Source organism: Hominimerdicola alba 8 (genome assembly GCF_000178155.2).
GTDB lineage: Bacteria > Bacillota > Clostridia > Oscillospirales > Ruminococcaceae > Hominimerdicola > Hominimerdicola alba_C.
Genome location: NZ_ADKM02000018.1, coordinates 1 through 25,082, shown reverse-complemented (window position 1 = coordinate 25,082; position 25,082 = coordinate 1). Strand labels below are relative to the sequence as shown.

Sequence of the window (25,082 nt, the reverse complement as noted above, 5' to 3'; positions counted from 1 at the left end):
TCGGTCATCACCAAAAAGATAAGAAAAAAGGCGCGGAACGGATCATCGTTCGGCGGAGAGAAACATTAAACGACAAACATTCAGAAAGGCGGAGAGATAAATGAGCGAAACAAAGAAATTTTTCACATACAAGGGACTTCCTCTGGTGAGAAAGGGCAATCAGCTTTATTACGGCAATATGTATGACGAGTTCGTGGTTTGGATGGAGATAAAGCACACAAAGAAAGTCGGTGATCTGGAAGTCGCTGACAAGGTGAAGATAAGAAAGATGTCAACCGACCTGACAAAGCCGACCATCGACAAGCAGACCGATACCGAAAGCCTGTATGATGCACTGGATATCGCCTGCGCGTGGCTGAAAGTCAAGGCTTGACGGGGCGTGGGGGACTGTTTTGCGCAAAATAGTCTTTTCTCGCAAAAACAGAAAGAAATAGTAAAATGATAAGCGGAGATCGTCAAGCGGTCTCCGTTTTTGGGAGTTGAATATGGAATACATTGACATCGGCGGTGTGAAGATAGAAAAGACTGCGGCGCTTGCACCGATGGCTTCGGTGGCGGACAAGTCTTACAGACTGCTTTGCAGAGAATTCGGGGCGGCTTACATGGTCAGCGAGATGATATCATCAAAGGGGCTGTGCTACGGCGACCGCAAGACAGGTGAACTGTGTGAGATAGAGCCGCAGGAGCGTCCGTATGCACTGCAAATATTCGGTGAAGACCCGTATTATATGGGCAAAGCGGCTTATCTGCTGGGGGAATATAAGCCCGATATCATCGATATAAACATGGGCTGTCCTGTGCCGAAGATAGTCGGGAACGGTTCGGGTTCGGCGCTGATGAAAGATATCCCCCGCGCGGTGGAGATAGCCCGCGAAACGGTGAAGAACGCGGGGTGTCCCGTGACGGTGAAGTTCCGCGCAGGGTGGGACGACACGAGCATAAACGCGGTAGAGTTCGCAAAAGCCCTTGAACAGACGGGCGTGGCGGCTATGGCGGTACACGGCAGGACGCGGGCGCAGTTCTATTCGGGGGAAGCCGATCGGGAGATCATCAGGCAGGTGAAGCAGGCGGTGAGTGTGCCTGTGTTCGGCAACGGAGATGTGACCGACGGCGAAAGCTGTAAGCAGATGTACGAGCAGACAGGCTGTGACCTTGTGATGCTGGCGCGGGGAAGCTACGGCAGACCTTGGGTGTTCCGCGAGATAAGACATTATCTGGAAACAGGGGAAGTCCTTCCCCCGCTGACGGTGAAAGAGCGCATGGAGATAATGCTGAAACACTGCGGGTATCTCTGCAAATACAAGGGCGAGGAACGCGGCATGAAAGAGGCGCGCAAGAATGTGGCGTGGTATGTGAAAGGTCTGCCGAACTCGGCAAAGCTGAGGGCAGAATGCGGCGAACTTTCGACTTATGAGCAGGCTGAGGAGATGGCGGCAAGGGTCATCGGGCAGATGGGCGAATAAACGGATATCCGCTGAGGCGAATGTCCAAAAATAACGAGGGAGGAATAACTATGAAGCTATCAGACAACAGGATAATGCAGGAAGATGTTGAGCACGCTTCGGCGGCTGAGTTCATCGACTGGGAGAGATTTAAGGGCAGGACTGTGCTGGTGACAGGCGCGACAGGTCTTATCGGCGGGCAGATGGTCATGACACTGCTGAACGCGAATGCTGAGCGCGGGCTGGGCATGAAAGTCATCGCGGCGGTGAGAAACAGGGAAAAGGCGGAGGAACTTTTTAAGTACGCTGACAAGTCGGCGCTTGAACTGCTGGTGCAGGACGTAAACGACCCGTACAGCTATGAGGGCGGCATCGACTTTATAATACACGGTGCGAGCATAACAAGTTCAAAGGCTTTTGTTGACTACCCTGTGGAAACCATCTTCACGGCGATAAACGGTACGAAAAATCTGCTGGAACTGGCGAAGTCAAAGCAGGTGGAGGGCATGGTATACCTTTCATCGCTGGAGGTCTACGGTGTGGTGGATCTCTCGCTTGACTCGGTGGACGAAAAGACATTCGGCAGTATCGACCCGATGAGTGTGAGAAGCAGTTATTCTGAGGGCAAGAGGATAGTGGAAACGCTGTGTACCTCTTATGCGCACGAATACGGTGTGCCTGTAAAAGTTGCAAGGCTCTGCCAGAGCATGGGTGCAGGTGTCGGATATAACGACGGCAGAGTTTTCGCGCAGTTTGCGAGGGCAATCATTGAGGGTACGGACATAGTGCTTATGACAGACGGTTCGACCGAACGCAACTACTGCTACATCAGCGATGCGGTGACGGGCATACTGACCGTTCTTCTTAAGGGTGAGAATGCGGAGGCATACAATGTTGCCAATAAGGACACGCTCATCTCCATAAAAGACATGGCGCAGATGCTCATTGACAACTACCCTGACAGTGGGACTTCACTGAAATTCAACATAGTGGAAGATGTGACCAAGCTGGGGTACAATCCGAAAGTCAAGATGAACCTTGCCACCGACAAAGCAGAAGCGCTGGGGTGGCATGCGGAAGTCGGCTTAAAAGAGATGTTTGACCGTTTGATAAAAAGCATGATTATAATTCATAATTCATAATTCATAATTCATAATTATTGGCAGGGGCGAAAGCGGGCTGTTTCAGCGGTCACTTTGCCGCCCAACAAAGTGAAGTAAGAACACAAAGCTATGCGCGAGAAAAAGCGCGCGGTCAAGCCTCGCGCCAGCAGGCTTGCGGGAGTTTGAGGGCAGAGCCCTCAATCACCGAAGCGCAAAGCCAAAATGCACATCAAGCAGTAAAAGCAAAGCAAAACCAAAGCCCACAAGTCGGATAAGCAAAGCAAATTTTCCGACTAAAGAGCGGGCAATTCGCCAGAAATCAGCGGGGTGCACAAACCTCCGACAAACGCAGTTCTTTCGGGGCAAGACGAATTGCCCGCGTCCACCAGCCGAACAGCGACAGCGTCTTCGGCGGTCGGTCATCGCTCCAAAGGATAAGCCTGTCAATAGTGTAGGGCGGGGGCGTTCGCGACTGTGTCGGCGTTACTCTCGCCGTTCGACCCGCACACCCCCGCGATAAAACGGCAAACCCTCGCGGCGGTCGGTCATCGCTCCCTTACGTGAAACGCAATTCTAAGGTGTAGGGCGGGGGGCGCAAGTCAGCATAACACCTTCCCGCACCAATATAAAAGACCGTCCCCGCGCGGGAACGGTCTTTTTTTGTGTTAGTCTTCGCCCAGCTTGAGCGCCTTTGAAATATTTATCCTGCCGATAAGTCTGCCCAGTACTAAGAAACCTACCAACAGCATAGCCGCTATGACAGCGTACAGCTTGAGATAATCCGAACGCTGTGGTATAACCACAAATTCGGGAACACGACTGCTTACATCAAGTACGCTCTGGAACAGCGGCACGAATAACTCGCTGGTGATGCCGCCGATGAATATCGCCGCCAGTATCGCCACACCCGATACAAGTATCTGCTCGTATACTATCATCGCGATTATCTCGCGGTACTTCATGCCCATTGCACGCAGTATGCCGAACTGCAAAGTGCGGCTCTTGATCGAAAGTATCCAGTAGATAAGGAAACCGATGATGCACATTATCATTATCGTGATGAAGCCCAGCGTCAGCGCACCGTTCATGCCCTGTAACATCGGGTCATTCTTCTTGGCTATAAGTTCCTGCTTGGCAGAAGTCATGCCTGTGACCTCGATGTGCGCCGCCTCTACCGAGTTGTAGAAATCCTGTACCGATGCGTCATCTTCAAGGTCTATCCACACCTGATATGGTTCCATGTTGGTCTGTACATTTACATAGTCAAAATTCATTACGGCGAAATCCATGTAGCTTCCATCGCCCGCTTCGGCGTATGGGTCGAGGGACGGCCAGTAGTCGGCAAACGCCAGCACTGTCACATCAAATGGGTCGTTAGCGCCCCACTCACACTCGACTGTGTCGCCCAGTTCAAGACCGTAATCGCGGAATGACGAGGAAAGTATGACACCGGGCGTATACTCTGCCAGCGCTTCAAGATAGTTGTTGATGTGTGTCGGCAGAAGGCGCGGTTCAAAGTTTATGACCTCTGCGAAATCTGCGGGCTGTATGGTCATCAGCTGAACGTTCTTGTCGGTGTTGGCTGACTTCGCGTTCATGTTCTGGTCGAGGTAGTCCTCGCGCTTTTTGCTGTCAGATTTCGCTGAGCGCTTCACCACCGTCATCTTACTGCTTTTCAGGGTCACACCATCGCGGCGGAAGACCTTTGCGGTGTGGCTGACACCTGCCAGCTTCTCAAAACGCTCGAAAACAGGTTCAGTGTAGGTCACGACAGTGGCAGTGTCCTCTTCTTCGGGTTCTTCTGCCGCCTGCTGAGGTGCGCCGTTTGTGGGCGCGGCACTTTTCTGTGCGGCTTCGGTCTTGCTGGAATACCACTCTTCGGTCAGCACGATGTCAGCGCCGTTGGCGTAGTATACAGTTTCCTCAGCGTTGCGGTTGAGGGCGCGTGCGGTGTTCGCGAAGAATACGCCCAGTGAAACGGTCAGCACCAGAAACAGCATGAGAAATCTTTCCCTGCCTGTGGTCGAACGCCCGATGTTGGTCAGTGAAACGTACTGTGCAGGTGACCAGAAGCGCTGACCGATGCGGCTTATGATGCGTATGAACAGCGGGTATACCCTTATAAGGAACAGCCCCAGACCCAGTATGAAAGCGGTCGAGGTGACGAACATAAGCGGGTTGACGGTGGCGGTGGTGTCGGTGACACCAAGTTCAAGGAGTTTTGCCTGAGTGCGGTTGTAGTAGTACAGCCACGCGAACGAACCGCCCGCAAGAATGATATCAAGCCCGACTTTCTCCCAGAGAGCGTGCTTTTTCTTTTTGGCTTTTGACTGTTTGTGTTCGACTATGGTGGTCTTTGATGCGGGGATTATCGGCACGAGGGTGGTCACGAAGAACACCAGCACTGCCGCCGCCGCATATATGAACGCCTCAGCCGTCAGTCTGACGGGCATTGCGCGGCGGTTGACGAACTCCAGAAAGCCGTTGGACGCGCCGAGTATCCTGCAAAGCCCCAGTCCCGCAAAAGGTCCTGCCGCCGCCGTGATGATGCCCAGCACCATCGACTCCATCGCGTAGATGCCCAGAACTTGCCTGTTTGAAGCACCTCTGCTCTTGAAAACAGCTATCTCGTTCTTCTCCTGTTCGATGTTCAGCTTTGACACCATGAACAGGTAGAAAATTATCATCAGTATGACAGGTATTTGCAGCAGCCAGAGCAAAAGTGTCAGCTGTTCCGAGCGCTTTGCGTAGTCGGAGAGGATATCCTTAGCGGGCATTGTGAAGCCGATGCCGCTCTTTTTGAAAGTTTCTTTCTGCTTGTTGTAGCTGTTGTTTATGCCGCCCAGCTGTGCGATATCGAGGCGGGTGTAGTCGATGAAATAGTTATAGCTTGCCTTTGAGAGGTTGACCGCGCCTGTGGGTAACATTTCGTCAAGCATGGTATCATAGTCGGTAAAGACTGTTGCGGTGTAGGCTTCATCTATGCCCTCAGCCCAGTAGGGGTCATTTTCATCGGCAACATCAAGCAGACCGACTATCTCTATCTTGATGGAGGCATCGCCGCCCATGACATTAGCTATCTCATAGACGGTATCAAGTGCAAGACCGTTGGTCTTAAGGGATCTTTCGGTAGCCATGCACTCAAAAACGCCGTCATCGCGCTGACCTTTCTGCATCATGCGTCCCGAAGCCGCCGCAGAATGTTCGGTGATATCCGACATGCCGCCGACAGTCAGCCTTGCGGCAGATTCGCCGTCAGCTATTGAGAACGATTTGCAGTAGAGGTAAGTATCCAGCATGACCTTTTTACTGCCCACATCTGGCAGGTCAAGTGCGGCAAACTGTTCATCGACCGTTTTGACATAATCTTTCATGGCTTGCAGCTGAGAGTCGGTCGCCATGCCGCTCCTGAAAGATTTAGAGGTATTGTAAGAGCCGGGATATATCATAAATTCTTCCTGAAAAGCGTCCATATCCTTGACCAGCATGCGCTGTAGGGAAGCATTCATGTATATGGGAATGGTACTCATCATTGCCGAAGCCATTATAAAGCCTATCAGCAGGCAGAAGACCATCCATTTTGTATTTCGCATTTTGCGAAGCAGAAGTGTAAACATTACAGTATTTGCTCCTTGCTTGTCTTAATAAATAAAGGTATAAATATTTTAGTTGCGGGAACGCGGTTTTGACGTTTCCCGCATGTGCGGCAAACTTGGGGTAGGGCGGGGGCTTGCTCCCGCCGCTTGATTATCACCGAATTATCGGGTCATCGCCGCGATGATTTGCCGTTTATCGCCGCTATGCCGTGTTTGCCGTCCCACCGCGTTACACCGCCGAATTATCGGGGATTTTCGCGATATTTTGCCGTTTTATCGTGGGTGTGTGCGTTGAACCTTGACATGCTTTTCTTTGGAGTGCGCCCGCCCACCCGCCCACCGGGTTTTGTGCCTTGAACTATTGACAGGCTTATCCTTTGGAGTGCTGACCGACCGCCGAAGACGCTCCGCTGTTCGGCTAGATGACGCGGGCAATTCGTCTTGCCCCGAAAGAACTGCGTTTGTCGGAGGTTTGTGCGCCCCGCTGATTTCTGGCGAATTGCCCGCTCTTTGGTCGGAAAATTTGCTTTGCTTATCCGACTTGTGGGCTTTGGTTTTGCTTTGCTTTTACTGCTTGATGTGCATTTTGGCTTTGCGCTTCGGTGATTGAGGGCTCTGCCCTCAAACTCCCGCAAGCCTGCTGGCGCGAGGCTTGACCGCGCGCTTTGGTTCGCGCACAGCTTTGTGTTCTTACTTCACTTTGTCCGCGTCATGGTTCGCTCTCTTTTCCGTTGAACCGACTCGCTTTCGCCCCTGCCAATAATTATGAATTATGAATTATGAATTACTTAAGTACCAGTTCGTCACCCTCAGATACTCCCGAAAGTATCTCCGACTGCGAACCAGTCGATAACCCGACTTCTACAGGTACCGCAACTTTTTCACCGTCTTTTAAAAGGTAGACTACTTGCTCACCGTCAACTTTTTTAATGAGATTGTTTGATATGACTATAGCATTCTCGACTCTGTCAAGCACAAGTATCACATCAGCAAGCTGTCCTAACGCATCGGCTGGCGCTTCACCGTCAAAACGAACGTATATGGTGTCAGCTTCGTAGGCAATGCCCGTCTTGTCCTCTTCATCGTGGCTCGCCTTCACCTCAGCCTGATATTCTGCAAGGGCGTTCGGATCCATGAAAACTGTGCCATCATAAAAGTTCTGGTCAATGCGTATCTGCACTTTGGTGTCAACAGGGAATTTGGTCAGGTCATCAGGCTTGACAGCAATGTACAGAGCGGTGGTGTCTATGACAGTAGCTACTGTCTGCCCCGAATTTACACTGTCACCCGCGCGGACATCTGCCAGCTGAGAAACTACGCCGTCAATGGGTGAACGAAGCACAGCGCCCTCTTTGTTGGCTTTTAGCTTGTTGAGTTCGCGTTCTATCAGCTGAACATCAACATAAGCCGAGTCTATCTGCGCCTGCGTGCCGCCGCTCTCCCATATCATATCGACATTGAGTTTAGCCTTTTGCAGATAGAGTTCCTTTTCGGCTATCTGGTCATCGAGGTCGGTGGTATCTATCTCACAGATGGGGTCGCCCTCAGCCACACGGTCGCCCGCACGCACATGGAACTGAGATATGACACCGCTCTGTTTTTCATAGCTGAGGTCGTACTGCCTTTCGGCGGTGACTGTACCTGTCGAGGTAAGTTTTTTCTCGATATCCTTGCGTTTCGCCGTAACTGTGGTATAGCTGACCTCGCTTGCTTTGACGGCAGGCGGAACGGCGGCTTCTTCCTCATCGGGCAGCAGGTAGCACCCCGAACTTATCAGGACTGTAGCCGCGCACATCACAGCGGGCAGAGTACGGCGGAATAGTTCTGTTATTTTTTTTGATCTCATAACAAGTCCTCCAAGACTGTTGGTATTTATGACAAACGGCATATACATTATTGTGGCTGTGATCGCAGGATATATATTGATATTAATATCGTTCGCTATATCACATACTACTTTATTATAGCATTTTTGACCTGATTTTGCTATATGCAACAGGACAAAATTAAACTGAGATTTTTGGCACAATGCACAAGACTTTTCCATACGATTTTCGCTTGCTTTAGCGGGCAGACTATTGAAAAATTCACAAAGATGGTGTATAATGAATTCATAATTCATAATTATTGGCATGAACGCGAGAATGCTGTGCCGCCCAACAAAGTGAAGTAAGAACACAAAGCTATGCGCGAACCAAAGCGCGCGGTCAAGCCTCGCGCCAGCAGGCTTGCGGGAGTTTGAGGGCAGAGCCCTCAATCGGGGAAGCAGTCCACAAGCGACAAACAAAACAAGTTGGGCGAACAAAGCAAGGACGGTAAGAGGTCAAAGCATTCGACCAAAGCAAGCCAAAAGCGGGCAATTCGCATAGAAAAGAGCGTGCTCAAAATTTTCGACCCGCAGAAACCATGTGCGTGCGACGAATTGCCCGCGTCCACTAGCCGAACAGCGGAGCGTCTTCGGCGGTCGGTCATAGCTCCAAAGGATAAGCCTGTCAATAGTGTAGGGCGGGGGCGTTCGCGACTGTGTCGGCGTTACTCTCGCCGTTCGACCCGCACACACCCGCGATAAAACGGCGAACCATCGCGGAAATCCACGATAATTTGGCGGTGTAACACGGTGGGGGCAAGCCCCCACCCTACCCCAATTTTGCCACACCCGCGATAAAATGGCGAACCATCGCGGAAATCCCCGATAATTCGGCGGTAAACACGGTGGTGTGATGTAACACGGCGGGGGCAAGCCCCCGCCCTACCCAAAGTTTGCCGCACACATGCGATAAAACGGCGAACCATCGCGAAAATCCCCGATAATTTGGCGGTGTAACGCGGCATGGCGATAATCAAGCGGCGGGAGCAAGCCCCCACCCTACCCCAAGTTTGCCACACCCGCAATAAAACGGCGAACCATCGTGAAAATCCCCGATAATTTGGCGGTAAACACGGTGGTGTGATGTAACACGGCGGGGGTTATGCCGACACAGTCGCGAACGCCGTTCGACCCGCACACACCCGCGATAAAACGGCTCACTTTTGGTCATGTCAACAATTATGAATTATGAATTATGAATTACAAAAGGCGTCGTTCGTGCCAATAATTATGGATCAAAATAGGAAATTATAAAAATGAAAGGAATATTATTATGAAAAAAACTCTCGCTTTATTACTTGCATTATCTGTCTGTGCTACAGCTTTTGTCGGCTGTGGCGGAAACGCTGACAGTTCCGCAAAAGCTGAAAACTCAGCCGCAAATTCTGCCGAAAGTTCAGCAGAAGCTCCCGCTGAAAGCACGCCCGAAGAAGCCGAAAGCACCGCAGAAACGGCGGAAACTCCCGCAGATGACTCGCTCTCCGCTCAGCTTCTCGCACAGTACCCCGTCAATGACGGCGCTTACGATTTTACCAAAGGAGCGACCGAAAATATGCTGGGCAGATCGCTTCTCTATCGCGGCGATACTTCGCGTTTAGCCGCAAAGTTACAGCGCGCAGTCGATGACCCCAAAGCGATAACCAATATCTGTTATCTGGGCGACTCCATCACAGCAGGTTCGGGCGCGACAGGTTCCGCAAAGCAGTACACCAACCTGATAAACGCATGGTGGGAAGAAAATATGGGCTACTATGTGCTGGGTACTAATGCGGGCATCGGCGCGACTGACTCTTATTGCGCGGTACACAGGGCTTCGCGTGATGTCCCCGAAGAGAGCGATATCATCTTCATCGAGTTTATAAACGATCAGGACAACGAGCTGTATCAGTCTACGATGGACAGCCTTGTAAGACAGTGCCTTGCTATGGAAACTCAGCCTGCTGTAATAATTATCGAGCCTTCCACCGAAGGCGGCGGCTCACCACAGAATGCGCATTTAAAGGTCGCGCAGACCTACGACATACCGTTCATATCCTACCACGATGCCATCATACCCGAAATAGATGCGGGCAATTTCCAGTGGAAGGATACCTCCAACGACAACGTTCACCCCAACGATGCGGGTCACGCTGTTATGGCGCAGTGCGTGCTGAACCTCTTTGAGCAGGTCAAGGAGAACCTCGAAAACGAAAATAAGGAAGTCACCCCCTTTGACCCTGCGGCGGTAGAGTCCCCCACAGGCGACAAATTTGCGGGCGCTTCACTGGGTTCGATGGACACCCCCGAAACTGTTGAGGTGGTCGATGCGGGAACTTTCACCAAGCGCATACAGTTCGCTAACTTCAACGGCGGCTGGGGCAGTGAGTCGGGCGGCAGTGCGACTTTCAAGATAAACTGCAAAAATCTGGGTATGCTGTATCTGAAAAATATCAAGGGCGATTTCGGTCAGGTGGCAGTCAAGGTCGATGACAATGAACCCGTCATCATTGACGGCGATTTTCCCGGCGGCTGGGGCAACTACGCCAAAGCCGATGAGATATTCTCTTCTGATGAAGCGGCAGAACACACCGTCACCGTAGAATTCATCAGCGGCGACGATAAGCCCAACTTCCAGATACTCAACTGGCTCATAAGCTGATCTGTCGATCCATTATCGTCCCCCGCCCGACAATGAGGGAATGATATCACAGGGCTTGACAAATCGGGAAAAACGGTGTACAATATAGACAATAAAGGTACTGATCAACTCCATCAGTAATCACAAAAAAACGCCGAGGAATGGCGGTTCCTCGGCGTTTATGCTGACTGCTTCTTTTTTCTGCTGTTCAGCCATATACAGAAGCCGTAATGTTTCAACAGCAGATATCAGGTTCATGATAACCTCCGCCGGAGGTCACCTTCTCCCGCCATCGGCGCGGGGAAAATACCTGTTCAGGGCTTGACAAATAGTAAAAAATGGTGTATAATATATCTGAAGATGTTTAATACCACACACATCATTCACAATAAACGCAGGAGAACTGCTCTTCTTCGGCGTTTTTCATGCCCAACAATATCCCCCGACTGTGTTTTGCAGTCGGGGGATATTATCATTTCTGTTTGAGAATGTCGGGGGTCGAGCCGATGCCGAATGCCTGTTCGTTCTCGCGGTACTGGATAAGTGCGCGGTACATGTAGACATCTTCGGGGGTGGTGACCTTTATGTTGCCGCGATTGCCCTCTACCATGTGGGCTTCCTTGCCGATGCTCTTGATAAGCGTGCAGGAGTCCACCAGATTGTCATAGCGGTTCTCGGTGGCGCGGACCTTGTCGTGGTCTGCGATTATCTCGCCCAGATAGAAACTCTGGGGTGCCTGCGCCGCGTAGGTGTCCTTGCGGTAGGGTACTGTTTCGACAGTCTTGCCTGTGGTGGACATCAGTATGGTCTCAAAGCATGGGGTGCAGGTGATGGCGTTGCCGTTCTTCTTTACACCCTCGATGTTGTTGCAGATGGTATCGTAGCTGACCCAAGGACGGACACCGTCATGTATCAGTACGATGGAGTCATCGGGGTTCTCGCTCTGTGCCTTTTTAAGACCGTTGTAGATGGAATCCTGACCTGTTTCGCCGCCCTTGACTATGCCGCACACCTTGCTCAATGCGAATTTCTTCACCAGCTTGTTCATGTAGGGGATATAGTCCTCCAGCATCACGATGTATATTTTGTCTATCTCGTTGTGGTTCTCGAAAAGTTCCAGCGTGTGTACTATGATGGGCTTGCCGTTTATCTCAAGGAACTGTTTGGGTATGCCCGCGCCCATTCTCACGCCGCTTCCGCCTGCGAAGATAACTGCTATATTCATGTGATTAGTCCTCCTTATTATGTTTCTTTTCTTTCATGTATCTCTTCAGCAGAGATACGACTCTCTCAGCCGCCCTGCCGTCTTCCTTGCTGCCGCGTGCTTTGAGGAATTCTTCCTTGTCGGCGGCGTACTTGCCGGCATCGAAGCTAAGTATGTTAGCTTCAAGCTGATCGTTGTTCTCGGCTATGGGGAAAGGCGTGCTGTCGAGCGGATAGTAGAAGCCCCTCTCCTTGTCGTAGGCTTTCAGGTCGTTGGCGTAGATGAAGCCCGGTCTGCCTGTCAGCACGAAATCGCATATCCAGCTGGAATAGTCGGTGATGCCGATATCGCACACTGCCATGAGTTCCTGTATATCATCGTAGGTGTTGCCGCTGAGGATATCGGGATTGTTCTTTATAGCCTTGACACCTGCCAGCTTCTTAGCCACCTTGAAGTGGTAGCGGTTGATTATCTTCCACTTGCCGCCGAAGCGTGCTTCTGCCGCCGCGATGACCCTGTTGTAGTCGAGGTCGTAGCAGTCGAGATTTCTCGCATCGCGGAAAGTCGGCGCGTAAAGTATCAGGTTGCAGTCCTCTTCGATATCGAAAAATTCACAGACCTTAGCTTTCAGTTCAGCCCGCTTTTTGTCATCGCAGAAGAGAATATCATTTCTGGGGTGACCGTATTCAAGCACCTTTACCCTCTCGTCAGGCCAGTGAGTGGTGCGGTATACCATAGTTTCAAACTCCGAGTCGGATATCATGAAATTGGTTATCCTGCCCGCTATCTCAGCGGCATCGCGCCAGTGCTTGTTGGTTATGTTCGATGCGTCTATCCTCTTAAGACCCATCGAACCATGCCATGTGTTTATATATATCTGGTTCTTCTTTTTGGGAACATAGTTCCAGGGGAAGCACACAGCGTTATCTACCCACACCCTTGCGGTGGCGGCTTCATAGAAGTGTTCGAGGGAGTTTCTCCTCACCACTCTCACACCTTCGGGGAATGGCAGCGGGAACTCGTTCATATGTGCCTTTGAGGTCACGAAAACTATGTCGTAGTCAAGCCCCTGTCTGAGTATCTCCTCGATGATGTACTTGGGATTGCACTGATAAACATCGTTGTAGTGCATGAAAACTATCTTGTCCTTTTCGACCTTGTCGCGTGTGCTGTAAGAGATATATGTCTTGGTCAGATAAGATATGAACAGGTCGGATTTCTGCCTTGCACGCATGAAAAGAAATTTGAAGAACGCCTTTTCAGCCGCGCGCCTTTCTATCTGTCCTATCTTGCCCTGTACCTTATACTCGCTCATTTCCTTTTATTCCTCCGATTTATTTTATTATGACTATCCCTTTGGCACACCGTCTGAAAATGCGGTAAACAAATTGAGCGCCCCATATCTTAAAGATATTCGCCAACCACCTTAAGTTCCGTAAAACCGCCGTTTTTGCGGTGTGTCAGCGGGATAACCACGTATTTTATTCCCAAAATTTACACTTTTGCCCCGCGCGGGAACAGTCAGCCTGCCGCCGTGTCGCGGCTTTGCCATATAACGCGCCGCCCTGCGGGAGATGATATCCTCCCGCGCCCTTTTGCCGAACGCCCGCGCCCCTTTCGGCGCTGTGCCGTGTCATGCAGGAAGTTCAGCCCTTTTACCGACCGTACTCACCCAGATCGAACCTGACTATATCATGCCCCGCCTTGCGCAGGCTTGCGGGGATAAGGGTCATGTAGTCGCCGTATGAATAGCGCAGATATTTGTCGTAACCTGCGGGGACGGGATATGACCTGTCACCGAACTTCATCTCTGCCGACTTTTTCAGCCACCGCGCAGGAAATGCCCCATGCCGCAGATGTTCGCCTGTGCCGTCATACAGACTGTGTGTCGGGAAACGGTCGAAGAATGTCACGACCCTCTCCTGTATGCGCTCCAGCTTTTTCATGTCGGTGCGCTTTATGTACCATGTCGCCAGCCTGCACAGCAGTTTCGCTTTGCCGTAGAAGTGCATCGGCGTGCCCTCCCATTTGTGGAAGACCATCGACCGCGCGAACAGCGTGGCGAAAACATGCAGTTTTTGCAGCGGCTTTATGTCAGCCGTCTTGTCATGCACGAAAATGTCAAGGAATATGCCCTGATGCGAACTGCCGAAACGGGACGAGAACCGCGTGGTGAAAACTGTGCCGTTCAGCCGTATCTTGGTGAAGATGCTGTGGTAATCGCTGTCAGTTTCAGCCGACTGGAAGAAGAACTTCTCATCGTCTATCTCACTTCCCACCACTTCGAGAAAGCGCCTGTAGTCATCGCGGAGCATCATAACGTCCATGTCATCGTCCCAGGGTATCATGCCGCCGTGACGGACTGCGCCCAGCAGTGACCCGCCGCCCAGAAAATACTTTATGCCGTTCGCTCTGCATATCCTGTCGAACTCATCAAGGCATGTGAAGAGCGCTTTGTGCAGGTCAGCCAGTCTGCCGCCGTAGGTGTTGTCAAAGCAGAACAGTTCATCGGGGCGTTCGCGCTGAAACTTCACCATGAAGAGCGCGTCCTCATAAGTCATCACAGGCAGATATCCGCCCGATGCGAGGGCTTTCGCCTTGATGCTGCACCCGCCGAAGCCCGCGTAGTACACACCTTTTTTCAGCGTGCGGCACGCCATGAAGAACATTCCGCCGATGACATCGTGTATGACAGTTGCGCTGTTTGGGCGGGGAACGGCGCTGTGTTCAAAGCCTGCCCCGAAGACTGCGCCCGTATACAGCACCGCGCACTTGTTCCTGAATTTTTCGGCAATGCGCGGGATATCGGTGACAAGCACATCGGGAACTTCGCCCATCATATCGCCTTTTGCGAAAGACATGTAAAAGCACACCTTCACCTCATTGTCAGACAGTGAGATATCGGTACAGCGGAACTCCATAATCTCAGCCACCTCAGCGATGACCTCATTTATCTGCACATCAGTACATGATAGCATCATACCGCGCTGAGATAACCTTTTGAACCTGATACATTCAGCCTTAGCGGAACGTGAAGCCCAGTCGTCCATATAGTCTTTGATGACCTTGTTATACAACATTTCCGCACCTCCCTGCAATTTGCCAAAGTATATTATAGCACTAAATATCGCGCTTGTAAAGCAAGGCAGGAAGAAGAAAACGAAGTTTTAGCGATATACACAAGTAACCTCCCCTTATAAGCGGGATTTGTGGGCAATTCTTAATTCATAATTCATGATTCATAATTATTGGCATGAACGAAAGTAAGCCGTTTTATCGTGGGTTTGACAAAATTCGGGTAGGGCGGGGGCTTGCCCCCGCCGTGTTATATCACACCACCGTGTTTACCGCCAAATTATCGGGTCACCGCCGCGAGGTTTTGCCGTTTTATCGCGGGTGTGTGCGGGTCGAGCGGCGGGAGCAAGCCCCCGCCCTACACCTTAGAATTGCGTTTCACGCTGGTGAGCGATGACCGACCGCCGAAGACGCTCCGCTGTTCGGCTGGACGTCGCGGGCAATTCGTCTTGCCCCGAAAGGACTGCGTTTGTCGGAGGTTTGTGCGCCCCGCTGATTTCTGGCGAATTGCCCGCTCTTTGGTCGGAAAATTTGCTTTGCTTATCCGACTTGTGGGCTTTGGTTTTGCTTTGCTTTTACTGCTTGATGTGCATTTTGGCTTTGCGCTTCGGTGATTGAGGGCTCTGCCCTCAAACTCCCGCAAGCCCTCTGGCGGCGGGCTTGACCGACCGCTTTGACTCGCGCATAGCTTTGTGTTCTTACTCGGCTTTGTTGGGCGGCTTAGTTCGCGCTTTCTTGCGGTCATGCCAATGATTATGTATCACAAAAACGCAATAATCGGTAACCCGCCTGTTGCCGACCGAACTGCGTTTTTCCCCGAAGTCAGGCTTGATAATCGTTTACAGTGCCTTATGTGCGAATAGCTTATTTTTACTTGTATTTATGACCGCTTTGCAGTATAATATTCTTGAAAATCGGAAAATAAGGAGGTAAGCGTATGAAAATGTCTTTCCGATGGTACGGCGAGGGCAATGACAGCATATCTCTCGCTGATATCAGACAAATACCCGGTGTCACCGAGATAGTCTGGGCACTGCATGAAAAACAGCCAGGCGAAGTCTGGGAAAAGGCTGAGATACAGGCTGTAAAAGATCAGCTTGACAAGTACGGCTTCGGCATGGAAGTAGTTGAGTCGGTGAACGTTCATGACGATATCAAGACCGCTGGCAAGAACCGTGATCTCTATATCGAAAACTACAAGCAGACGCTCAGGAACCTCAGCGAATTCGGCGTGAAAGTGGTATGCTACAACTTTATGCCTGTCTTTGACTGGACGAGGACTGACCTGTTCCACCCACTGCCCGATGGTTCGACCGCGCTGTATTACGAAAAAAGCAAGATAAAGCAAGACCCTGAGGAGATGGCGGCGTACATTCTCAAAGAAACTAAGGGCTACACGATGCCCGGCTGGGAACCTGAAAGGCTCGCCAACCTTAAAGAACTTTTCGCACTGTACAAGAACGTTGACAAGGAGGCGCTCTGGGCGAACCTCAAGTATTTCCTTGAAGCGATAATGCCCACCTGCCATGAGAGCGGCATCAAAATGGCTATACACCCCGATGATCCGCCCTGGGACATATTTGGTCTGCCGCGCCTTATCACCGATGAAGCGGCGGTGGAACGTTTCCTGAAAATGGTAGATGACCCTTACAACTGTCTGACCTTATGTTCGGGGTCGCTGGGGTCGAACCCTGCTAACAACGTAGCTGAGATAGTACGCAAGCACTGTGATCGCATCGCGTTTGCGCACATACGCAATGTGAAGCACTTTGACAACGGAGATTTCAGTGAAACATCACACCGTGACTGTGACGGAGATGTGGGTATCCTTGACATCATAAAGGCGTACCATGACTGCGGCTTTGATGGTTACATACGTCCCGATCACGGCAGGCACATCTGGGGGGAGAAATGCCGTCCCGGATACGGCTTATATGACAGAGCATTAGGCATCATGTACATTTTAGGCGTATGGGACTGCTTGGATAATTCATAATTCATAATTATTGGCAGGGGCGAAAGTGGGCAGTTTCAGCGGTCACTTTGCCGCCCAACAAAGCCGAGTAAGAACACAAAGCTATGCGCGAGAAAAAGCGCGCGGTCAAGCCTCGCGCCAGCAGGCTTGCGGGAGTTTGAGGGCAGAGCCCTCAATCACCGAAGCACAAAGCCAAAATGCACATCAAGCAATAAAAGCATAGCAAAATGAACGTCCACAAGCGGCGGTAAACAACGGCGTGGCGGTAAACAACGGCGAGAGTAACGCCGACACAGTCGCGAACGCCCCCGCCCTACAAAAAAAGAGCGGGCAATTCGCAAAGAAAAGAGCGTGCTCAAAATTCTCGCCCCGCAGAAACCATGTGCGTGCGACGAATTGCCCGCGACATCTAGCCGAACAGCGACAGCGTCTTCGGCGGTCGGTCATAGCTCCAAAGTGATAAAAAAGGCAGACTTTCGCGGCGGTCGGTCATCGCTCCCTTACGTGAAACGCAATTCTAAGGTGTAGGGCGTGTTTTAATTCATAATTCATAATTCATAATTATTGACATGACCGAAAGCGGGCTGTTTTGGCGGGTAACTGTCAATAGTGTAGGGCGGGGGCTTGCTCCCGCCGTTCGACCCGCACACACTCGCGATAAAACGGCAAACCCTTTCGGCGATGACCCGATAATTCGGCGTTTTAACACGGCATGGCGATAATCAAGCGGCGGGAGCAAGCCCCCGCCCTACCCCAAGTTTGCCGCACACACTCGCGATAAAACGGCGAACCCTCGCGGCGGTGACCCGATAATTCGGCGTTTTAACACGGCATGGCGATAATCAAGCGGCGGGAGCAAGCCCCCGCCCTACCCCAAGTTTGCCGCACACCCCCGCGATAAAACGGCAAATCCTCGCGGCGGTGACCCGATAATTCGGCGTTAAACATGGTGGTGTTATGTAACACGGCGTGGCGGTGTAACACGGCGGGAGCAAGCCCCCGCCCTACCCCAAAAAATCAAACAAAAAACTAATAAAAAATGGTGAACAGATATGGCAAGAAAAGTAGTAACATTCGGGGAACTGCTTATGCGGCTCTCACCCGAAGAACATAAAAGATTTATTCAGGCGGACAGCTTCGGCGTGGTATATGGCGGCGGTGAAGCAAATACCGCCGTTTCGCTGGTGCAGTTCGGGTATGATGCAAAGTTCGTCAGCCGACTGCCTGCCCATGAGATAGGTCAGGCGGCGATAAATACACTCCGTCAGTACGGGGTGGATACCTCTGCGGTCATTCGCGGCGGTGACAGGATAGGCATTTATTTCATCGAAAAAGGTGCCGCGCAAAGACCCTCAAAAGTCATCTATGACAGGGCAGGTTCGGCTTTTGCCACCGCTAAGGCGGAAGACTATGACTGGCGCGGACTTCTCGCGGGCGCTGACTGGTTCCACATAACGGGCATAACCCCCGCGCTGGGCGGTGAAGCCGCCAAAGCCGCACTTGAAGCCGTCAGGACCGCTAAGGAGATGGGTCTGACTGTCAGCTGTGATATAAATTTCCGCCGCAAACTGTGGGATAAGGAAACTGCGGGTCGGGTCATGGCTGAGATACTCCGCTATACCGATATCTACATCGGCGGAAGAGATCAGGCGGAAGAACTCTTCGGCATACCCACCAACGCCCGCGATGACAGCGATTATAACGCCTACAAAGCTGTGGCTGAACAGCTGAGAGAACGCTTCGGGCTGAAAAAAGTCGCCATAACACTGCGCACTACCCTCAGTGCGGAGGACAACCGCTGGGCGGCTCTGCTGTATGACGGCGAACAGCACTGCTTCAGCCGCGAGTATACCTCCCATGTGGTTGACCGCGTGGGCGGCGGCGACAGCTTCGCGGCGGGGCTGATATACGCCCTGTCTGAGGGTATGTCCACCCATGATGCGGTGGAGTTCGCGGCGGCGGCTTCCTGCCTGAAACTCTCGGTAGAGGGCGACTGCAACCTGATGTCTGCCGATGAAGTGAAAGCACTGGCGTTCGGGAACGGCTCGGCACAGGTACAAAGATAAGGAGAATTGCTATGAAACTCAATACCCAAAGCATCGTCAGCGAAAAAGCCCTCTGGCAGGAGAAAGGCTTCATACTGCCGCTGTACGATACCGATATGATAAAGCGAAACACCGAAAAAGCCCCGCGTTGGGTGCATTTCGGCGGGGGCAACATCTTTCGCGGGTATATCGCAAGGCTGGCTGATGATCTTATCTGTCAGGGCGATATGGACAGCGGCATAATAGCCGCCGACAGCTTCGATACAGAAACTATCGATAAGATATACGACCCATACGATGACCTCTCACTGCTGGTGGGTCTGCCCGCAAGGGGCGAGAAATATCTGCGGGTGATAGGCAGTATCGGCGGCGCTGTGTGCGCAAAAGGCGAGGGTATGGCGAAACTCGGAACTATCGCGAAAAGTGACAGCCTGCAAATGATATCCTACACCATAACCGAGAAAGGCTATGCCGTAAAAGATATGAACGGCGATATACTGCCGTATGTGCAAGCCGATATCGACGACGGCATGTCGGGTGAACTGCGCTCTGCCATGTCGGTGACGGCGGCGCTCATGTATGAAAGGTTCTGCGCGGGCGGCACACCTGTCGCTCTCGTCAGCATGGATAATTGCAGCCGCAACGGTGAAAAGCTGAAAGAAAGCGTGCTGACCATAGCTGAGGGCTGGTGCAGGCGCGGCTTCTGCGGCGCTGATTTCGTGGAATGGCTCAAAAGCCCGAAAGTCAGCTTCCCCTGGAGCATGATAGACAAGATAACCCCGCGCCCCGACAGCACCATATGCGGCGAACTGACTGCGCTGGGCGTTGAGGGCATGTCGCCTGTAAAAACTTCGCGCGGCACTTTCACAGCGCCTTTCGTAAATGCCGAGATGCCCGAATATCTGGTCATAGAGGACGATTTCCCCAACGGCAGACCGCCCCTTGAAAAGGCGGGCGTTTACATGACCGACAGAGAGTCGGTGGACAGGGCTGAGAAGATGAAAGTTATGACCTGCCTTAACCCTCTGCACACTGCGCTGGCAGTTTTCGGCTGTCTGCTGGGGCATAAGAAGATATCGGAAGAGATGGAAGACAGCGACCTGAAAGCGCTGGTGTACCGTCTGGGGTATAAGGAGGGTCTGCCTGTGGTCATCGACCCGCACATGATAAGCCCCGAAAACTTCCTCAGAGAGGTGCTTGAAGAACGTCTGCCTAACAGCTATCTGCCCGATACCCCCCAGCGCATAGCCACCGATACCAGCCAGAAACTTGCCATACGCTTCGGCGGGACGGTGCGTGCGTATGCCGAAAAGGGCAGTGCATCAAAACTGGAGATGATACCACTCGTCATAGCGGCTTGGCTGAGATACCTGACAGCTGTCGGAGATGACGGCGCACCGATGGAACTCAGCGCCGACCCGATGCTTGACGAGATGCAGAAGACAGTCCGCCCCGAATGGTTCGGCAAGGGCTGTGACAGGGCGGCTGTTGAATCAGTGCTGAAAAACGAAGCTCTCTTCGGCGCTGACCTTGTGAGTGTCGGGCTGGCAGATAAGATAGCCGCTTACCTCGACAAGATGCTGGCAGGTGCGGGGGCAGTCAGAAAAGTCCTGCACGATGCGGTGTCGGCGGAATGATGCCCTCCGTTTTATGACGGGCGGTTCGCGGGCGTATTGGGGATAGTTATGCGCGGGGCGTTCGGGACGGTGTAATTGCCCAATTATCACGCGGCGTGATTGTCTAAAAAGTATAATTTTAAAGATACAATGTAAAATCCGTCCGTTTTCGCTGGACAAGCCGCCCGAACTCGGATATAATTTAAATGGTAAACTCTGCCCCGTCGGGCGGGGGACATCGGCGGCAACTGCGCAAACGCGCGTTTTTCTGACATTTAAGAGGAGGTCTTGACATGGAAAAAATGAAAAAGTATCTTGCCGAGTGCATCGGCACATGCGTGCTTGTGACCTGCGGCTGCGGCACTGCCATGCTGGTGGGCTGTGATGCCGTGAACGGCGGCGGCTACATACTCACCGCGCTGGCTTTCGGTCTGGTGATAGTGGGAATGGCTTACTGCGTGGGCAACATTTCGGGCTGTCACATAAACCCTGCGGTATCGCTGGGCGTTCTGATAAAGGGCGGCATGACAGGCAGTGAGTTTGTGGGCTATGTGCTTTCACAGTGCGCGGGTTCGCTTCTGGGTTCGGCTATACTGGCGATAATCTTCACGCTGGGCGGCGTTGAGGACAAGACAGGCGGCTTCGGCGCGAACGGTCTGGGCGGTGTTAACGGCAGTATCGCGGCAGGTCTGGTAGTTGAGATAGTTCTCACATTCATCTTTGTGCTGACCATACTGGGCGTTACCGACAGCAAGGCGGGCCACGGTTCTTTCGGCGGACTCATCATCGGTCTGACGCTGGTGCTGGTACACATACTGGGCATCGGTCTGACAGGCACATCGGTAAACCCCGCAAGAAGCCTGTTCCCCGCAGTATTCGCGGCTATCTTCGACAACGATCAGCCCATAAAGGAACTGTGGGTGTTCATCGTGGGACCTTTCGCAGGTTCGGCACTGGCGGCATTCACTTACAAATTCCTGTCGGCAGAAAAGTAACAAGCGATAAAGAGGGCGGCATGCGAAACAGCGTGCCGCTTTTTTCGACCCTCCCGAATTGTGAAAAGGGCGGAAAAGTGTGCGCTCAAAATGTGCAGATGTACAAAAATGGTTACAGAACTGCCGTTAACTGTTGAAATCGGGGGAGGAAAGTGGTATAATGATGTCATAAATGAACAGACAACGTACAATATATCAGTTCGGAGGTGCTTCACTATGAAAAAGATGATACCTTTGATCTTTGCTTGTGCGACGGTATTTTCGGCATGCGGCAAAGTCGTCAGCGATAGTCAGCCTGCGGTCAGGCAGACTGTTGACATCAGCGGCATAGATAAGCCCGATATGACCGAGAAATGCAGGATAATAAGCGAATACCTGAACAGTGAGTACAGCGCTTATCTGCAAGCCCCTGAAAACAGCATGGTGGCTGAGGTGTTCAGAAACCCCGATGACCTCTGGCTTGCCGAACCGCAGATGGCTTATGACTTCACCCTTGATGACGGTGTGTGGTCTGCCAAAGCACGCGGATATGAATATTTCATCATCGACAAGGCTGACGACCGCCTGCTGATGTGCATTTCAACGGCAGAAGACGGCAATGTTTCGGGCGGCGGCGCTGATAACGCGCAGACTGAACTTTTTGAAGCGGGCAAGGGCTTTATACAGGGTCACGGCATTGACGGTGCGCCTGTTTACATCGCTGATGGCGAGGTGTATTTCAGTTCGCTCGATGCGCCCGATATTTCGGGGATAGAACTTCCCGATGCCGAACCGCTGACAGCTGTTTACAAGCTGGATATCGCGGCGAAATAACAATTTGACAGTGAGTGGCGGCACCAGACTGCGTCCCCGTAAGGGGGCGGAGAGGCGGTGCCGCCTTTTTGTATACTTGCGCGGCATTTCGGCAATAATAAGATCATCAACACCGAAAGGACTGATAGCATGATAGAAAAAGACACCATACGCCTGCTGAGGGAGTGCGATGCGGGCGTGAAGATGGGAGTTTCTTCAATTGAGGACACGATGGAGTTTCGGCTGAGCGAGCCGCTGAAAAAGGTGCTTGACCACAGCAAAGCTCAGCACATGGAGATGTCCCGTGAGATAGCCCGCCGCCTTGACCGTTTCGGAGATGACGGCAAAGACCCGCCGATGATAGCTGAGGTCATGGGCAGTATCAAGGCGAACTTCAAGCTGGTCACCAAAGACACTGACAGCGCCGCCGCAGAGTTCATCACCGATGGGTGCAATATGGGCATAAAGTCACTTTCAAAGTACCTCAACCAGTACGCCGCCGCTGAGGAATATTCCAAAGACATCACCAAAAAGCTCATATCCATCGAGGAACAGCTTTCAGCCGATATGAGGGCATTTCTGTAAAAAGGCACAAAAAAAGGCATGGGGAGATATCCTCATGCCTTTTGCGTTATGCGTACATATTACTTGAAATATCTGTCATACAGACCCTTGAAGCCGCAGCCGTGTCTTGCTTCGTCCTTAGCCATCTCGTGAACGGTGTCGTGTACTGCATCATAGCCCAGTTCCTTAGCGCGTTTTGCCAGCTTCATCTTGCCTTCGCATGCGCCGTTCTCAGCCATGTATCTCATTTCAAGGTTCTTCTTTGTGGAAGGTGTTACGACCTCGCCCAGCAGTTCAGCGAACTTAGCCGCATGCTCAGCCTCTTCCCAAGCCGCCTTCTCATAATACAGACCAACTTCGGGATAGCCCTCTCTGTAAGCGACCCTTGCCATAGCCAGATACATGCCTACCTCACTGCACTCGCCGTTGAAATTTTCCTTAAGACCTGCAACTATCTCAGGGTCAAGACCCTGTGCGATGCCGACTCTGTGCTCATCAGCCCATGTCAGTTCAGCCGCTTCCTTAAGTTCATCGAACTTTGATGCGGGAGCGTTGCACTGGGGACACTTTTCGGGAGCAGACTCGCCCTCATAGATATAACCGCAGATCGTACATACAAACTTCTTCATGTTAATTCCTCCTTTGGACTTTTTTTGATTATCGCACGAAAAGTCCCTCTTTGTCAAGACTAACCGCGCCTTACGGGGAGTAGAATATTCTATACGAATTTTGTCTATTTTGACAAAAGGGGTTTTTTAATTTATGGGGTATATCCACTATGACAAACAACTGGAAAATGAAGCCGAGATGCTCAGGATATCCGCACAGCAGGCGGCTTCGGGACTGGATATGCAGCTCGCAAAGCTGGAAGATGCAAGCGTTACACTGATGGCTGACAGCGAGTATACCGATTTTGATGCGGCTGACTTCTCGACTATGAGCGAGTATGATATGACCCGCAGGTTATCTGAACTGAAGAACAAGGTCACGGGGCTGAGTCTTATCGACAATTACTGCGATTTCACACTGCTCTACCGAAATGATGCGGCGGCAGGCAAGCTGTCGGAGGGTTCGCGGGAACTGCTGGGCGATGATGACGGAAAGATATACCCTGTGCTGACCGATATGCTGGGCGAAAAGCGCAGGATATGGGTGACAGGCATAGATGGCAATTTCAACAAGGTGTTTTACATATGCCGCGCCAATGAACACACGCTGTTCGTAGGCGGATTTTACACTGATGAACTGCGATATATGCTGACTGATGCTGAACTGAAAGACAAAGTGGGCATGCTGCTGGAGGACGGTGACGGCAATGTGATAATGTCGGTATCCAACAGCGAAGGAACTCTCGAACCTGAAGAGGGAGAGGGCGGCAGCTACGCTGTTATCACAGATACCGCAGTTCAGGTTTGCAGGACGCTCGACAACGGCTGGAAGATCGTGCTGATAAAGGACATGACAGCCATTTATGAATTCTATAAGAAGCTGGCGCTGGAAGTGGCGGTGCTGATGGTGCTGACTATGGCGGTGCTGACTGTCATGTATGTGGTGCGTACAAAGGACGAACAGTCGTTGGGCGGCTCACCGATGCTGACACCCGAAGTGGATATGCTTACAGGCATAACCAACGCGGAAGAGGCTGAGAACACCATAGCAGACAGGCTGGAAACCTGCGCGGCAGGCTCGACATACATGCTGGCGCTGGTGAAGATAGTCAATATGGAAGAACTGGGCAAGCGCTACGGCAGAGCGGGATACAACGGCTCGATAATCAAGACCTATCGCGGTCTGGCAGAGTTCTTCGGCACAGACGACCCGACATCTGAGAACATAGTCGGCAGGATAGGCGAGGGCAAGTTCATAGTTATGGCGAACTTCACCCAGTATGACCTGTTCAAGGCGAACGATGCGCTGAAAGACAGCCTTGTGAAGCTGAGCGAGCATATGAACTCGGTGATGCTGGCAAATCAGGGTGATATGCAGATATGTATAGGCGCGGCGGTGTTCCCTCACAGCAGCGGCGACTATGACGAACTTTACGACATGGCTGAAAAGGCGCTGGAAGATGCGGTGAACGATGATGAACGTTCCTACGCGGTCTACAGCAAAAAAAGCGTTTTCAGGAAGTGAGATGTGCATGGCTTAACGGTGCGCATGACAGACAGATGATATATAAGGTCGGCAGAAG

At 51.9% G+C, this 25,082-nt stretch carries 17 protein-coding genes; 11 read left to right on the top strand and 6 right to left on the bottom strand.

Features of this window, described 5'->3' with window-relative positions:
• Window positions 1-100: 100 nt before the first annotated feature.
• The 3 genes from CUS_RS00890 to CUS_RS00880 all read left to right on the top strand — a co-directional run bounded on the left by CUS_RS00890 (window position 101) and on the right by CUS_RS00880 (window position 2,584).
• A complete protein-coding gene (locus CUS_RS00890) occupies window positions 101-373 on the top strand; it encodes a hypothetical protein (RefSeq protein ID WP_002847059.1) in 273 nt (90 codons plus the stop codon).
• A 112-nt stretch (window positions 374-485) separates the two neighbouring features.
• The gene (gene dusB / locus CUS_RS00885; protein ID WP_002847125.1) at window positions 486-1,463 is read left to right on the top strand and encodes a tRNA dihydrouridine synthase DusB; all 978 of its coding nucleotides are present in this window, start codon (window positions 486-488) and stop codon (window positions 1,461-1,463) included.
• 50 nt (window positions 1,464-1,513) lie between these two features.
• On the top strand, window positions 1,514-2,584 hold the full coding sequence (locus CUS_RS00880) for an NAD-dependent epimerase/dehydratase family protein (protein ID WP_002846971.1): 1,071 nt from the start codon (window positions 1,514-1,516) through the stop codon (window positions 2,582-2,584).
• Between the two features lie 626 nt (window positions 2,585-3,210).
• Here the strand turns inward: CUS_RS00880 and CUS_RS00875 are convergent.
• Window positions 3,211-6,162 (bottom strand): ABC transporter permease, encoded by a 2,952-nt coding sequence (locus CUS_RS00875; RefSeq protein ID WP_037275953.1) that lies wholly within the window; start codon window positions 6,160-6,162, stop codon window positions 3,211-3,213.
• A 763-nt stretch (window positions 6,163-6,925) separates the two neighbouring features.
• A complete protein-coding gene (locus tag CUS_RS00870) occupies window positions 6,926-7,987 on the bottom strand; it encodes an efflux RND transporter periplasmic adaptor subunit (RefSeq protein ID WP_037275949.1) in 1,062 nt (353 codons plus the stop codon).
• Between the two features lie 1,294 nt (window positions 7,988-9,281).
• On the opposite strand from CUS_RS00870, the gene CUS_RS00865 reads away from it, so the two are divergent.
• Window positions 9,282-10,646: an SGNH/GDSL hydrolase family protein gene (locus CUS_RS00865; protein WP_002847040.1), complete on the top strand. Its 1,365-nt coding sequence runs from the start codon at window positions 9,282-9,284 to the stop codon at window positions 10,644-10,646.
• A 451-nt stretch (window positions 10,647-11,097) separates the two neighbouring features.
• On the opposite strand, the gene CUS_RS00860 is transcribed toward CUS_RS00865, so the two are convergent.
• From CUS_RS00860 to CUS_RS00850, 3 genes are all read right to left on the bottom strand, one after another.
• Window positions 11,098-11,850 carry an IspD/TarI family cytidylyltransferase gene (locus CUS_RS00860; RefSeq protein ID WP_002846999.1) on the bottom strand — a complete coding sequence of 251 codons (753 nt, stop codon included), beginning with the start codon at window positions 11,848-11,850 and terminating at the stop codon, window positions 11,098-11,100.
• A gap of 4 nt (window positions 11,851-11,854) precedes the next feature.
• A complete protein-coding gene (locus tag CUS_RS00855; protein WP_002847042.1) occupies window positions 11,855-13,144 on the bottom strand; it encodes a CDP-glycerol--glycerophosphate glycerophosphotransferase in 1,290 nt (429 codons plus the stop codon).
• Window positions 13,145-13,484: 340 nt separating this feature from the next.
• Window positions 13,485-14,909 (bottom strand): LicD family protein, encoded by a 1,425-nt coding sequence (locus tag CUS_RS00850; protein WP_002847076.1) that lies wholly within the window; start codon window positions 14,907-14,909, stop codon window positions 13,485-13,487.
• Between the two features lie 932 nt (window positions 14,910-15,841).
• On the opposite strand from CUS_RS00850, the gene uxuA reads away from it, so the two are divergent.
• The 6 genes from uxuA (at window position 15,842) to CUS_RS00820 (ending at window position 22,912) form a co-directional block, all read left to right on the top strand.
• Window positions 15,842-16,900, top strand: a complete 1,059-nt coding sequence (gene uxuA / locus CUS_RS00845; RefSeq protein ID WP_002847035.1) for a mannonate dehydratase — start codon at window positions 15,842-15,844, stop codon at window positions 16,898-16,900.
• Window positions 16,901-17,931: 1,031 nt separating this feature from the next.
• Complete coding sequence (locus CUS_RS00840; protein WP_002847177.1) at window positions 17,932-18,945, top strand: sugar kinase; 1,014 nt, start codon at window positions 17,932-17,934, stop codon at window positions 18,943-18,945.
• An 11-nt stretch (window positions 18,946-18,956) separates the two neighbouring features.
• Window positions 18,957-20,561 carry a mannitol dehydrogenase family protein gene (locus tag CUS_RS00835; protein WP_002847073.1) on the top strand — a complete coding sequence of 535 codons (1,605 nt, stop codon included), beginning with the start codon at window positions 18,957-18,959 and terminating at the stop codon, window positions 20,559-20,561.
• A gap of 272 nt (window positions 20,562-20,833) precedes the next feature.
• Entirely contained in the window at window positions 20,834-21,535 is a 702-nt protein-coding gene (locus CUS_RS00830; RefSeq protein WP_002847047.1) for an MIP/aquaporin family protein, read from the top strand.
• 216 nt (window positions 21,536-21,751) lie between these two features.
• Window positions 21,752-22,348, top strand: a complete 597-nt coding sequence (locus CUS_RS00825; RefSeq protein WP_002846957.1) for a hypothetical protein — start codon at window positions 21,752-21,754, stop codon at window positions 22,346-22,348.
• A 57-nt stretch (window positions 22,349-22,405) separates the two neighbouring features.
• Window positions 22,406-22,912 (top strand): hypothetical protein, encoded by a 507-nt coding sequence (locus CUS_RS00820; RefSeq protein WP_002846944.1) that lies wholly within the window; start codon window positions 22,406-22,408, stop codon window positions 22,910-22,912.
• Between the two features lie 59 nt (window positions 22,913-22,971).
• Here the strand turns inward: CUS_RS00820 and CUS_RS00815 are convergent, their stop codons facing one another.
• Entirely contained in the window at window positions 22,972-23,520 is a 549-nt protein-coding gene (locus CUS_RS00815) for an NADH peroxidase (protein ID WP_002847084.1), read from the bottom strand.
• Window positions 23,521-23,653: 133 nt separating this feature from the next.
• Here CUS_RS00815 and CUS_RS00810 point away from each other — a divergent pair, with 133 nt between their 5' ends.
• A complete protein-coding gene (locus CUS_RS00810; RefSeq protein WP_002847172.1) occupies window positions 23,654-25,024 on the top strand; it encodes a diguanylate cyclase domain-containing protein in 1,371 nt (456 codons plus the stop codon).
• Window positions 25,025-25,082: the final 58 nt, after the last annotated feature.

What these genes read in the sequence shown, in the direction of transcription:
- CUS_RS00890 (WP_002847059.1), top strand. Translation starts at nt 101, where the DNA reads ATGAGCGAAACAAAGAAATTTTTCACATACAAGGGACTTCCTCTGGTG.
- dusB (WP_002847125.1), top strand. Translation starts at nt 486, where the DNA reads ATGGAATACATTGACATCGGCGGTGTGAAGATAGAAAAGACTGCGGCG.
- CUS_RS00880 (WP_002846971.1), top strand. Translation starts at nt 1,514, where the DNA reads ATGAAGCTATCAGACAACAGGATAATGCAGGAAGATGTTGAGCACGCT.
- CUS_RS00875 (WP_037275953.1), bottom strand. Translation starts at nt 6,162, where the DNA reads ATGTTTACACTTCTGCTTCGCAAAATGCGAAATACAAAATGGATGGTC.
- CUS_RS00870 (WP_037275949.1), bottom strand. Translation starts at nt 7,987, where the DNA reads ATGAGATCAAAAAAAATAACAGAACTATTCCGCCGTACTCTGCCCGCT.
- CUS_RS00865 (WP_002847040.1), top strand. Translation starts at nt 9,282, where the DNA reads ATGAAAAAAACTCTCGCTTTATTACTTGCATTATCTGTCTGTGCTACA.
- CUS_RS00860 (WP_002846999.1), bottom strand. Translation starts at nt 11,850, where the DNA reads ATGAATATAGCAGTTATCTTCGCAGGCGGAAGCGGCGTGAGAATGGGC.
- CUS_RS00855 (WP_002847042.1), bottom strand. Translation starts at nt 13,144, where the DNA reads ATGAGCGAGTATAAGGTACAGGGCAAGATAGGACAGATAGAAAGGCGC.
- CUS_RS00850 (WP_002847076.1), bottom strand. Translation starts at nt 14,909, where the DNA reads ATGTTGTATAACAAGGTCATCAAAGACTATATGGACGACTGGGCTTCA.
- uxuA (WP_002847035.1), top strand. Translation starts at nt 15,842, where the DNA reads ATGAAAATGTCTTTCCGATGGTACGGCGAGGGCAATGACAGCATATCT.
- CUS_RS00840 (WP_002847177.1), top strand. Translation starts at nt 17,932, where the DNA reads ATGGCAAGAAAAGTAGTAACATTCGGGGAACTGCTTATGCGGCTCTCA.
- CUS_RS00835 (WP_002847073.1), top strand. Translation starts at nt 18,957, where the DNA reads ATGAAACTCAATACCCAAAGCATCGTCAGCGAAAAAGCCCTCTGGCAG.
- CUS_RS00830 (WP_002847047.1), top strand. Translation starts at nt 20,834, where the DNA reads ATGGAAAAAATGAAAAAGTATCTTGCCGAGTGCATCGGCACATGCGTG.
- CUS_RS00825 (WP_002846957.1), top strand. Translation starts at nt 21,752, where the DNA reads ATGAAAAAGATGATACCTTTGATCTTTGCTTGTGCGACGGTATTTTCG.
- CUS_RS00815 (WP_002847084.1), bottom strand. Translation starts at nt 23,520, where the DNA reads ATGAAGAAGTTTGTATGTACGATCTGCGGTTATATCTATGAGGGCGAG.
- CUS_RS00810 (WP_002847172.1), top strand. Translation starts at nt 23,654, where the DNA reads ATGGGGTATATCCACTATGACAAACAACTGGAAAATGAAGCCGAGATG.